The organism is Loktanella sp. DJP18 (assembly GCF_049310965.1).
GTDB lineage: Bacteria > Pseudomonadota > Alphaproteobacteria > Rhodobacterales > Rhodobacteraceae > Loktanella.
The window spans coordinates 20,288-31,150 of record NZ_JBMERN010000042.1; the positions used below are offsets into that span (position 1 = coordinate 20,288).

A 10,863-nucleotide genomic window follows, 5' to 3' on the forward strand; every position below is an offset into this window, starting at 1 on the left:
AGGTGGCCTTGGCGGTCAGCCGCCAAGGCCTGTCAAGCAAGGGTTACTGCTGAAGCATGTCCGTCCACAGATCCTGCATCGCTAGATCGAGGTCGGCATCCGGCACCGGGTAAAGCTGCGCATTGGCAAGATACTCGTCCTGATCGTCCCACCGCAGCGCTTTCTTCTGGTCGTCGGTCAGCACGTCGCCCGCGGCGCGGTTCGCGGGCATGCCCCAATAGCAGGACGAGGTCGCCAGACGCGCCTGCCCTTCGGGGCTGACGATATATTTGACGAACTCCGTCGCCATGTCCTTGTTCTCGGACCCCTCCAGCACAGCGATCGACTGGGACCAGCGCAAGGCACCTTGCGATGGGACCGTCCAGTCCAACGCGGGGTTTTCGGCGGCCAGCGCTGCTGTCACCCATTCGCCGCCGCCGATCAGGATATCGACCTCTCCTGTCGCCAGCGCGGTCTGGCTGGCCACGACATCGCCGACCAGTTTGGCATTCGCCTTGAGCGCGTAGGCCCGGTCGCGCAGACCTTCAACGCTCTCAGCGGTCAGGTCCGCGGTCGCGACGCCCTGTTCCAGCCCGATCAGGCCCAGCACGGGCAGGTAATAATCATAGACCGCGATGCGCCCGGCGTACTTGTCGGACCACAGCGTGCTCATGTCTGCCATGTCGGCCGGATCGACCTTGGTCTTGTCATAGGCGATGGTGTTGTAGCCAAACTTTTCAGTGACCGCATAGATTGTGCCATCCCGGCCGTTGCTGTCGGCCATCACCAGATCTGGAAAGAAGCTGTCGGTCCCCATGTCGCCGGGCAGGGCAGCCAGCAACCCCTGATCGACCGCGCGTCCGACGTCGACAGTGTCGATTACCATGACGTCCCAGTCGCCGGGGCGCGACTGGTCCAGAATAGCAAGACCGGCGGCCGTGCCTTCGTATTCCTTGACGTTGACCTTTACGTCGTGCGCCTGCTCGAACGGCTCCAACAGCGCGGGGTCGGTGTGATCGCACCAGACCAGCGCGTTGATCTCGCCCTCGGCTTGCGCAGCCCCGGCCAGCAGCATCATCGCACCGGACGCGGCCATTGCATGCGTGGCAGTCTTTCTCATCTTCACTCTCCCTTGGCTGTCGCTTGTTGTTGCAATCATCGTTGTGTTGGACCTAAATTGAAGTCAATCGATAATTATAGTCACTTCAGAAAATTAGAGCGGCACATCATGGTCGGACTTCGGGCGCGTAAAAAAGAAGCAACCAGCCGCAGGATCATCGCAGAGGCCTGCCGGATGTTTCAGGAGACAGGGTACGAGGAGACGCGGATCGAAGATGTCGCAGCGGCGGCAGAGTTGTCGGTCGCGACATTCTACAACTACTTCCGCTCCAAGGCCGATATCCTGCTGAGCAGCGTGACCGAGGAAACCGAAAAAGTACTGGCCCAGGCTGAACGGTGTATTGCGCAGTCCTATCCTGATGCCACGACGGGATTCGATGCGCTCAGCCGGGTCTACTGGACCTATTCTTTCACCAGCACGTCGCGGCAGATGTGGCGTGTTGCCGTGTCGCAGACGATGCTGAACCCGCAGTCGGAATTCTGTCGCAGGTATGTCGCCCTGGATGAGCGCCTGTCAGATCAGGTTTGCGATTTCATCCGCCGGATGCAGGCGGACGGGCACATTCGCCCGGACGTCGATCCTGCCCCTTTCGGGGCGCTGCTTTTCAACAACATCAACATGAACTTCCTCGCCTTCATTCGCAGCGACAGCCTGACAGGTCCGGAGGTGCGCGATGCCGTCAAGGTTCAAAGCGCGCCGTTGTTCGACCTGATCGCGCTATGACAAGGGACTGCGCCATTTCGGTGGCAATAGAGGCCGGTCGATCCCCGTTTCGCCGTTCTCGGGCAGATGATCGGCTGCCCGATGTAATTGTATTTCAAATCGGACTGTGCAGGGCCGGCCAGGGGGATTCCAGATCGTGCACGGCTGTCTGGAATTCAATCTCGTTTGTGGCGATCTCGACGAGCGTCAAACGGCTGAAAATGTCTCTGGAACCTCGACGCTGATCGGGGCAGACTTATTGCTCGAGATGCTGTGCGCCTTGCGGGCGTTGGACGAATTAACTTCAAAAAAATCAACTGGGAATTGTGAAAATGATGAAAAGACGCGCGTTTCTAGCCACCACAGGTGCTGCGACAATCGGCACTTTGGCTGCCCCCACGCTGCTGAGAGCACAGGATGCACCGCTGAAAGTCGGCACCTACGGCGGCTATTTCGAGGATAGTTTCAAAATGCACGTCTTTCCGGATTTCACCGCGGCTACCGGTATTGAAGTCGAGTCGATTGCCGAACCCACCGGCGAGGCATGGCTGGTTCAGTTGCAACAGGCGGCCCGCGCCGGTCAGGCACCGGCCGATGTTTCGATGATCGCCCAAGTCGCTCGACTGCGCGGAGAGCAGGCGAAACTTTGGGCTCCGTTGGATCAGGCTGCCATGCCCCAGACGGAAAGCCTGCCCGATTTCTTTCAGCACGGCTATGCTGACGGGCAGATGTACGGCACTGGTGCTGTCAGCTGGTACGTGAGCCTAGTGACGAATACCGACGTCTATCCCGAGGCACCAACATCCTGGACGGCGCTGTGGGACCCTGCGAATACAAACAATCTGGGTCTCCTCGCGCTCGCCTCAAATTCGTTCCTGCTGGAAATCACGGCAACGACCTATTTTGACGGCACTGATATCCTGGCAACCGAGGAGGGCGTCCTGCAGGTCATGGCCAAGCTGGCTGAGGTCAAGCCGAACGTCCGTCTGTGGTACCGTGACGAAGGTCAGTTCCAGCAAGCGCTGGAAACCGGCGAAATCCCGATGGGTCAATATTATCACGACGTGACCGGATTGGCCGCAGCGGACGGCAAACCTGTCCGGTCGACGTTTCCGAAAGAGGGTGCCGTTCTCGATTCCGGATCCTGGGTCGTGTCGAGCGCGTCCAAGCAAATCGAACAGTCGCAGGTCTTCATCAACTACATGGCCCAGCCATCGGTTCAGGCGACCTTGTCACGGTTTGTCGGCACCGCGCCGACGGTCCCGCGTGAACTGACGGATCTGACGGATGAAGAGTTCGCAGCAGTTTCTTCTGATATTCCACCTATTCTGCCGCGCTACGATCTGTATGTGGATCGTGCGGACTGGGTGAACCAGAAATGGTCCGAACTCGTTACCGGGTAGAGCAACACGAACGATGGCCCGGGTAATTGCCCGGGCCAGACAAGAAACAGGGCAGCGTCGGATGACACAACTTTCGCTTCAGGGCATTACGAAGCGGTTTGGCAATATGACTGCCATTGACGATGTCACGCTCGACATTCCCGACGGCAGCTTCGTCTGCCTTCTGGGTCCATCGGGATGTGGCAAGACGACTCTGCTGCGCCTCATGGCCGGGCTGGAGGTACCAAGCGCTGGTCGCATTTTGGTGGCTGGCGAAGATCAGACCGACGTGCCATCGGAAAAGCGCGGTTTCGGCATGGTCTTTCAATCGCTCGCTCTGTTTCCCCATTTGAATGTCGCCCAGAACGTGGCCTATCCGTTGACGATCCGGGGCCGCCCCAAAGCCGAGGCGCGGGCGCGGGCCGAGGAACTGCTGGCCTTGGTGCAGCTTGACGGCGTAGCAGAACGGCGGATTCACCAGTTGTCGGGCGGTCAACGCCAGCGCGTAGCCATAGCGCGCGGGCTGGCGATCAACCCGAGGGTATTTCTGCTGGACGAACCGCTGTCCGCGCTTGATGCGAACCTGCGCGAGCATATGCAGGTAGAATTGAGGCAACTGCAGCAGCGGTTGGGTGTCACGACGGTCTGCGTGACGCACGACCAGAAAGAAGCCCTGACGATGGCGGATCAGGTCATCGTCATGGAACAGGGCCGCGTGCAACAGATCGGCGCACCGATGCAGGTCTACCGTAATCCGGCCAATGCCTTCGTCGCAGGATTCATCGGGACGTCGGCGCTGATCCCCTGTCGGGTGATCGCTGAACGCACCATCGAGATTGCCGGACGGAGACTGACGGTGCATCCCAACGACCGGGTCAATTGCGCCGTCGGGGCCAATGCGGTCTTGTCGGTCCGGCCAGAGGATGTGCGTCTGACGGGGACCGGTAGCGCGTCCAATGACGCGCCGGACGTGCATATGTCCGCCCGGATCGTCTTTGTCCGCGATCTGGGCGAAAGCGTCCATTACGTGCTTGAACTGAACGGACAGGAGATCACGGCGCTTTATCACCCGTCAGCGCGTCCAGATGTGACGTCCGGCGATGTGGTCGGCATGACCTTCGCGCCCGGCAGTTGCACGGTATTGCCGGCATGAGCGCACGACGCGACCATCCCACCCCGGCGTGGATCGTTGGCCTACCTGCGGTCTGGCTGGGGATTTTTTTTCTGGTACCCTTCGTCATAATGCTAAGCGTCAGCGTGGCCCACCGGGTCCCGGGCGGGTTCTTCGAGCCGGGGTTCGAGTTCGACAGCTATGTCAGGTTCTTCTCGGCCTTCTTCGGCAAGATCCTTCTGACCTCGCTCGCACTTTCGGCAGGGGCGGCAGTACTTTGCGTCGGGCTGGCGTTTCCGTTCACCGTGATCCTGTCGCGGATGCGCAGGCGATCGCAAACGATCATTCTGGTCGTCCTACTGTCAATCCTGTCGTTGTCAGAGGTGATCATCGGGTTTTCCCTGTCGGCTTTGCTGTCGCAGACGGCAGGTGTCGGCAACTTGCTAGTCTGGCTTGGCATTCTGGATGAACCACGGGCGTTCACGCCCAGCCTGTTCGCACTGATGACGGGCATGTGCTATCTGGCGCTGCCTTATGCGGTGCTGGTGCTGTATCCACCGGTCTCACGGCTGGACCCTGAACTGACGGATGCGGCACGGATGATGGGGGCCAGCCTGCTGCAAAGATTCATCACCGTGACCATCCCACTGCTACGAGCACCCATTGTGGGGGCCCTGATCCTTGTCTTCGTGTTCACACTGGGGGTCTATCTGCTGCCACAAGTTCTGGGTCAACCTCAGCACTGGACGCTGTCAGTCCACATCACCGATCAGGCGGTGTTTCAGTCGAACCTGCCGTTCGCGGCAGCGATGGCGGTATTGCTTTTGATCGTGTCTCTGGCGCTGGTGGGGCTGACGCTGCTGGTCGGCGGCAAAGGGGGAGCCGCATGAACAAGGCAGGCCAGACAACCTATGTGATCGTGATCCTGCTCCTTCTGGCCAGTCCGATCATCGTCGTGGCCGGTGTGTCGCTGAACAGCCAGCAAACGCTGCGTTTTCCACCGGACGGTCTGTCGCTGCGCTGGTATGGCGCATTTTTGCAGGACCCGGCGTGGTTGGTCCCGCTGCGCAACTCGTTGGTCATCGCAGGAATGGCCAGCACGCTGGCGGTCGTCATGGCGCTGCCGCTGGCCTTGCATATCTGGGCGCGAGGGGGATGGATCTCGCGGGTTCTTTACACACTTGGGGTCGCACCCTTCATGCTGCCTCCGGTCATCTCTGCCCTCGGGTTCATGGTGTTCTGGATTTCGGTCGGCATGTATGGCCGCTTGGCCGCGACTGTGGTTTCCCACGGTGTGTTCCTGATCACGTTGCCACTGGTCACCCTCAGCCTTGGCTTGTCGGCGATCGACCGGTCCTTAATTGAGGCGGCACGGACGATGGGCGCTGGTCGCTGGACCGTCTTCCGCACGATCTTGCTGCCGCTGCTTACACCGTATCTGATCTCGGGCTATGCGTTCGCCTTCGTATTGTCGCTGAATGAATACATCATTGCCTACATGGTGGCCGGCTTTACCGTTGAGACCTTGCCGATCAAGATCTTCAACAGTCTGCGATATGGCTATACGCCGATCATGGGTGTCGTCTCTGTCATGTTTGTTGCACTGGCCGCACTGATCTTTGGTCTGATCGGGCGGTTCGGCGATCTGCCGCGACTATTGGGTGCCGAAAGGGTTCAGGAGTAGATACGATGCGTCTCGCGCTGTGGCAGGGGGCCGGTGTGCCTGGTGATCTGGATGGCACTGTGGCAGAGGTCGCTCGCATCGCCGACATGGCAGCCAACAACGGTGCCGACCTTTTGGTTTTTCCGGAGGGATATCTGACCGGCTATTATATACCCGACCTGACCAAGGGGGGATTGCCGGATGTCGAAGCGGCCTTTGTTAAAGTCGCAAACATTGCGAAGTGTACCGGCCTCGTCATCGCGATGGGGAGTCATATCGATGAGCAAGATGGTTTACGAAACGCTGCAGTCGTTTTCGACGCATCAGGCTTGGAGCTTGGACGTTATCACAAGCGCGCTCTATTTGGCGACTGGGAGCGTAAAACGTTCCGCGCGGGACGAAATCCGCTTCGGTTTTGCTGCGCGGGTCTGAACGTTGGCGTTGCCATCTGCTATGATGTGGAATTTCCAGAGCTGATCCGGTGCGAAGCACAAGCGGGTGTCGACCTGGTCATCGTGCCGACTGCGTTGATGGCGCCACACGAACGTATCGCGCGCCTGATGGTGCCAACGCGCGCAATGGAAAATCAGATTGCGCTAGGCTACGCGAACCGTGTCGGTAGTGAAGGCCCTTTTGACTTTGTCGGTCTGTCATCGATCTGTGGCCCGCAAGGCGAGCCGCTTGCCACGGCGCACACTGAGCCCGAATTGCTGGTGGCAGAGATAGAACCTGCGTCAATTCAACGTGAACGTGCCGCAGGCTCCTACCTCGGAACACTGGCGCAGCTTCGCTGACGCAGGACGCGCATGCGAAGATCAATGGCACGCTAGCAGGAATCATTAATCGTCTTGATGCTACGAGGCTTGCATGATTCACCGGCACCGAATTAAAGGGGGATTGATGAGCAATCTGTATTGGCTGAGCGAGGCCCAGATCGAGCGGCTTTGGCTTTTTTTTCGAAGAGCCACGGCGTGCCTCGCTTAGATAACGTACCAAGCGCAGCGATTAAGACTTGCTTAAACCCAGACTTCTCATATTCCTCCATGTCGAATGTATTTAATAGGTGAAGCCAACATGTTGGTCAGTGTCCGTGACAACAATGTCGACCAGGCGCTGCGCGTCCTGAAGAAGAAGCTGCAGGGTGAAGGCGTGTTCCGCGAAATGAGGCTTAAGCAACATTTCGAAAAGCCGTCCGTTCGCAAGGCGCGTGAGAAGGCAGAAGCCATCCGCCGGCAACGCAAGCTGGCTCGCAAAAAGGCAGAGCGCGAAGGCCTCCTGTAACCAAACGACTATCGCTCATAGGCAAACCCAAACGGGCTTCCTACGGGCAGCGTCGAAAGGGACAAACTCTTGGTAGCAAGGCTATGTAGGTAAGCATTACTGACATATCGCATAATGGAAATTATGTAATGTAGATTTTCTTTGACGGCGGCTCTGGTTGAGACGCCGAGGTGGGTGTGTGACGGAGGGAGGGCGTAGCCCGACTGTCAGTCTCGCTCGCTCTGCCAGCTCTTCTGGCATGCAGAATAGAGGAACGTCGCTGACCATGTGAGTATCATGAAGCCAAGAAGCGCCTCGAACATCAGGACGATGCGAAAGCCGCCCACCGCGTCGAGCGACGTATATCCCAGCGTCGTGAATGCGATGGCGGTCAGGTTGAGCATGTCCGTGAAGCTCGGCGGTGGCCCGGCAAGCGCGTCGGAGCTCCACGCGTCCGCGATCCACTGGTTGAGCGCCGCGAGCGCGACGATCTCGGCCGTATGGAGCGTCAGGAGCGCTGCAAAAGTCACGACCACGACCGACTTACCCTGTCGCTCGTGATGTGGTGCGATTTTTAGAATGCCGGTCAGCGCGAAATGGTGCGAAATGCCGAATACGAGCGCGAGGACGAAGCCGAAGAGGAAACCGGGGACGGGTTGCATGCCGCCTCCACTCAGGCGGCGTCGACCGCGCGGACAAGCATGTCCCGCACGTGTCTGGCAAGCTTGCGAAGGTTTGGGGTGTCAACGGCCGACATGGACCCCGCCGGGTCCACGGCGCTGACTTCCGTGCCCCAGTCCAGCCTGCGGTGGATGAAGTTACAGGGCAGCATCGCGCTGATGTGTGGCTCGATCCCTATCGCCTCCCATGCCAACTTGGTATTGCAGGCAGCGAGAATGAGGTAGTCGACCATGTCGGCGTCTTCGAGAGACGTGTCACTCATCATGCGGTCATGCGTGTAGGCCACGGCAACTTCTCCCGTCAGATCTCACAGTCATAAAAGCCGCGATAACCAACCGTCAGCCCCTGCTCAAGCGCGAAGATCAGCTCGGCTCCGCCGCGCCAGACATCCTCCGCCACGTCCCGAACGGTCATCGTTATGCCCGGAGCGCCCCAGGCCTGACCCACCGCTGCATCCTGCCGCTCGAGCGGCAGGATCACGCCGTTCAGCTTCATCAGAGCACCCTCGTCGTTGGCCCAGAGGACTGGGTCTTCGCCCTCGACCCTGCGGAAGCCGCAGTCCAGCGCCCCGGTTTCCGTGCGTTCGGGCAGGTCGGAAAGGGCGAGCGGCGATGGGTCGAGCGTCGCGATGAGCGTGCTGTTCAGCGCCTCCTCCAACGTGCCTACCTCAGCTGGCGGATCCTCGTAAATCTCGTCAGTCTCACCCGATGCGTCTATGTCGGCCCATAGATAGCGCATCTCTGAGATCTCGCGGTTCTGCGCCAGCACGATGCCGCGGGCGAGCTTCTCGACCCGTGCATCGCTCAACTCGGCGCGCGAAGAAGTCATGATGGCGATGGAATGGTGGGGGATCATCGCGCTCATGAAGGAGCGGTCTTGCACCGTCTCCTGGCTGCGAACGAGCCAGAGTGAGGCGGCGAAGACAATCACTGACCCCGCGAAAATCGCCGCATTGACAGCTTTGTTCGAATACATCGACATCATGTAGCCGAGCATGATGACCGCCATGGTCGCGCCCATCAGGATCGCCATGTAGACGCGCGTCTCGCTCCAAAAGAGGTGCTCCAGCGCGTAGGTGTTGAGATACATCAAAACGAACATCACGACCGTCGAGGTCGTGATCATCGCAGCGAAACGCCAATATGACATGGTCACCTCCTCAGATATACGTTCGCTCTCGCGGAAGATGCGGCGTGCGGAAGCGTTTTAAAATCAACCACATGCCTTCATTTTTGTTCCATTGCAATTCGTGAAAGGGCCTCGAAATGCCAACCGATCGAAGATCGTGGCTCTTTACATGCGACAATGAATACCGGTTCGAACTCGAAGGGCATTCCATGCGGCACACTGCCGATGGCCCTACCGAAAAAGTTGACGAAGGCCACCCGGCCTGACATCAAAAACCAGTGCCTACGCGGCAACGATCATCAGGTGACCGGATACTCCGGAATGACTGACCGGATGTTGTCGGAACAGTCGACCGGATGCGTCGGAATGTGCAGTTAAGCCTCGTCTTTATGCGGGAATGACGAATTGCGACTATCCACCCAAGATCGGGACCTGCTCTGTCAGCTGTTCATGTTTGGCGGCACCACGGGCGGACAGACGGCCCTCCAGGACCTATTTCCGGCCGGTCTGAGGCGGCGCGAGCTTTGCCTCGATGTTCTTCGCCCGGTCGCGGATCACCTCGGCGCGTTGTGGTTGAGGGACGAGGCGGCATTCATGAGCGTTCGCGTGGCAACTTTGCGGATGGAAGCGTTGCTCCGGACGACAGCCAAACCGATCAATCCAGTCATCAGCAAGAAAAGAAAGCAGGCCGTGTTCGCGAGCGTGCCCGGCGAAGACCACACGTTCGGCGTCCAGATGGTCGCGGATCTGCAACGTGCGAAGGGATGGGACGTCCAGCTAGTGGTCAACGCCAGCGGGACGGACCTGCTGTCGGAGATCGTGAACTCGCCCGCGGAGATCCTCGGCCTTTCGATCGGTTCGAGTTCATCGATGCACGCGCTTTACACGACGGTCCAAATGGTGAAAGAGCACCGACCTGACGTGAAAATTCTCGTTTCTGGCGCCCTCGTGGGTCTCGACGCCCGCCCCGTCGAGCTCCTCGGCGTTGCGGCGCATGCCGATGACTTCGAGCGGGCAGAAACGCTGCTCGACGCATTGGTGGACGCCACCTCGACGCCTCGCGCCTACTCGAATGTCGTCACGGTTCTTCCACCCTACCCTCTCTGATCGATAGTTCTGCGCTGTGGCGGCGGATCCCTTGCTGAACGGCGCAGGCATCAGGACGACGCGCGGCGAGATCTTCACCAGCAGCAGGCTCAGGAGACCACTTGAGGCATCGAAAGAGGCTTTGAGCACAGGAGGGCAATCGCACTGACTTCGGCGTCCTACGGGCCTCTCCCTGGCGCTGCGGAATCCCGTGCCGACACCGAAAATTCTGCGCCATCATCTGCTTCGATCTCGATGCCACATACTACCAATCAGGGGAATGCTCGCAGTATGTCTTCCGATCACCGGGGCCTCGGCGGGGTCCATCGTGACGCAAGCAAGCCTGGTGAGGCAGTGAAGGATGGTAAGCATTCGCTGGAGGTCGCGGTCAAGCGACCTTGACCAGGGGCGTGGCCCCGTCCCATTCCCACGGCAGCAACTCGTGCAGGCGCGAGACCGGCATATCGGAGATGCGAGCGATGACGTCGGCGAGCCAGGGCTGCGGGTCGATCTCGTTCAGCTTCGCGGTGCCGATCAGGGAATACATGAAGGCGGCGCGCTGCCCGCCGCGCTCGGACCCCGCGAAGAGCCAGGACTTCCTTCCGAGGGCCACGCCGCGGAGGAATCTTTCGGCGGCATTGTTGGCCAGGCAGACACGGCCGTCCTTGAGGAACGAGTTGAATCCTGACCAGTGTTAGGCGATAGCAGGTAGTCGATCGCCTTGGCGACCTTGGCATGCTTTGAGAGCAGC

The 10,863-nt window shown here is 59.5% G+C and carries 12 protein-coding genes and 1 pseudogene; 8 read left to right on the plus strand and 5 right to left on the minus strand.

Translation table 11 applies throughout. From position 1 onward, the window contains the following. Positions 1-43: 43 nt before the first annotated feature. A complete protein-coding gene (locus tag ACOI1H_RS13165; protein WP_422438089.1) occupies positions 44-1,099 on the minus strand; it encodes an ABC transporter substrate-binding protein in 1,056 nt (351 codons plus the stop codon). A 108-nt stretch (positions 1,100-1,207) separates the two neighbouring features. Here ACOI1H_RS13165 and ACOI1H_RS13170 point away from each other — a divergent pair, with 108 nt between their 5' ends. From ACOI1H_RS13170 to rpsU, 7 genes are all read left to right on the plus strand, one after another. Then, complete coding sequence (locus ACOI1H_RS13170) at positions 1,208-1,822, plus strand: TetR/AcrR family transcriptional regulator (RefSeq protein ID WP_422438090.1); 615 nt, start codon at positions 1,208-1,210, stop codon at positions 1,820-1,822. A gap of 311 nt (positions 1,823-2,133) precedes the next feature. Continuing rightward, the gene (locus ACOI1H_RS13175; protein ID WP_422438092.1) at positions 2,134-3,204 is read left to right on the plus strand and encodes an ABC transporter substrate-binding protein; all 1,071 of its coding nucleotides are present in this window, start codon (positions 2,134-2,136) and stop codon (positions 3,202-3,204) included. 106 nt (positions 3,205-3,310) lie between these two features. Continuing rightward, a complete protein-coding gene (locus tag ACOI1H_RS13180; protein WP_422438093.1) occupies positions 3,311-4,336 on the plus strand; it encodes an ABC transporter ATP-binding protein in 1,026 nt (341 codons plus the stop codon). Further along, the gene (locus tag ACOI1H_RS13185; RefSeq protein WP_422438095.1) at positions 4,333-5,184 is read left to right on the plus strand and encodes an ABC transporter permease; all 852 of its coding nucleotides are present in this window, start codon (positions 4,333-4,335) and stop codon (positions 5,182-5,184) included. Before ACOI1H_RS13180 ends, ACOI1H_RS13185 begins: the two co-directional genes overlap by 4 nt. Then, positions 5,181-5,978 (plus strand): ABC transporter permease, encoded by a 798-nt coding sequence (locus ACOI1H_RS13190; RefSeq protein WP_422438096.1) that lies wholly within the window; start codon positions 5,181-5,183, stop codon positions 5,976-5,978. The genes ACOI1H_RS13185 and ACOI1H_RS13190 overlap by 4 nt, the downstream gene beginning before the upstream one ends. Before the next feature lie 5 nt (positions 5,979-5,983). After that, a complete protein-coding gene (locus tag ACOI1H_RS13195) occupies positions 5,984-6,751 on the plus strand; it encodes a nitrilase-related carbon-nitrogen hydrolase (RefSeq protein WP_422438098.1) in 768 nt (255 codons plus the stop codon). Positions 6,752-7,031: 280 nt separating this feature from the next. Continuing rightward, complete coding sequence (gene rpsU, locus ACOI1H_RS13200; protein ID WP_237064896.1) at positions 7,032-7,238, plus strand: 30S ribosomal protein S21; 207 nt, start codon at positions 7,032-7,034, stop codon at positions 7,236-7,238. Positions 7,239-7,444: 206 nt separating this feature from the next. Here the strand turns inward: rpsU and ACOI1H_RS13205 are convergent, their stop codons facing one another. The 3 genes from ACOI1H_RS13205 to ACOI1H_RS13215 are packed head-to-tail and all read right to left on the minus strand — an operon-like array spanning position 7,445 to position 9,047. Beyond that, positions 7,445-7,879, minus strand: a complete 435-nt coding sequence (locus ACOI1H_RS13205; RefSeq protein WP_422438100.1) for a metal transporter — start codon at positions 7,877-7,879, stop codon at positions 7,445-7,447. An 11-nt stretch (positions 7,880-7,890) separates the two neighbouring features. Continuing rightward, positions 7,891-8,184, minus strand: a complete 294-nt coding sequence (locus tag ACOI1H_RS13210) for a DUF302 domain-containing protein (RefSeq protein WP_422438102.1) — start codon at positions 8,182-8,184, stop codon at positions 7,891-7,893. A 14-nt stretch (positions 8,185-8,198) separates the two neighbouring features. Continuing rightward, entirely contained in the window at positions 8,199-9,047 is an 849-nt protein-coding gene (locus ACOI1H_RS13215) for a DUF305 domain-containing protein (protein WP_422438103.1), read from the minus strand. Between the two features lie 384 nt (positions 9,048-9,431). On the opposite strand from ACOI1H_RS13215, the gene ACOI1H_RS13220 reads away from it, so the two are divergent. Next, entirely contained in the window at positions 9,432-10,133 is a 702-nt protein-coding gene (locus ACOI1H_RS13220) for a cobalamin B12-binding domain-containing protein (RefSeq protein WP_422438105.1), read from the plus strand. A 367-nt stretch (positions 10,134-10,500) separates the two neighbouring features. Here ACOI1H_RS13220 and ACOI1H_RS13225 read toward each other — a convergent pair. Continuing rightward, a pseudogene (locus tag ACOI1H_RS13225) lies at positions 10,501-10,863 on the minus strand (IS66 family transposase); the annotation flags it as partial.

Bases quoted from the DNA above. Each gene is read 5' to 3' on its own strand.
- ACOI1H_RS13165 (WP_422438089.1), bottom strand. From the start codon at position 1,099: ATGAGAAAGACTGCCACGCATGCAATGGCCGCGTCCGGTGCGATGATG.
- ACOI1H_RS13170 (WP_422438090.1), top strand. From the start codon at position 1,208: ATGGTCGGACTTCGGGCGCGTAAAAAAGAAGCAACCAGCCGCAGGATC.
- ACOI1H_RS13175 (WP_422438092.1), top strand. From the start codon at position 2,134: ATGATGAAAAGACGCGCGTTTCTAGCCACCACAGGTGCTGCGACAATC.
- ACOI1H_RS13180 (WP_422438093.1), top strand. From the start codon at position 3,311: ATGACTGCCATTGACGATGTCACGCTCGACATTCCCGACGGCAGCTTC.
- ACOI1H_RS13185 (WP_422438095.1), top strand. From the start codon at position 4,333: ATGAGCGCACGACGCGACCATCCCACCCCGGCGTGGATCGTTGGCCTA.
- ACOI1H_RS13190 (WP_422438096.1), top strand. From the start codon at position 5,181: ATGAACAAGGCAGGCCAGACAACCTATGTGATCGTGATCCTGCTCCTT.
- ACOI1H_RS13195 (WP_422438098.1), top strand. From the start codon at position 5,984: ATGCGTCTCGCGCTGTGGCAGGGGGCCGGTGTGCCTGGTGATCTGGAT.
- rpsU (WP_237064896.1), top strand. From the start codon at position 7,032: ATGTTGGTCAGTGTCCGTGACAACAATGTCGACCAGGCGCTGCGCGTC.
- ACOI1H_RS13205 (WP_422438100.1), bottom strand. From the start codon at position 7,879: ATGCAACCCGTCCCCGGTTTCCTCTTCGGCTTCGTCCTCGCGCTCGTA.
- ACOI1H_RS13215 (WP_422438103.1), bottom strand. From the start codon at position 9,047: ATGTCATATTGGCGTTTCGCTGCGATGATCACGACCTCGACGGTCGTG.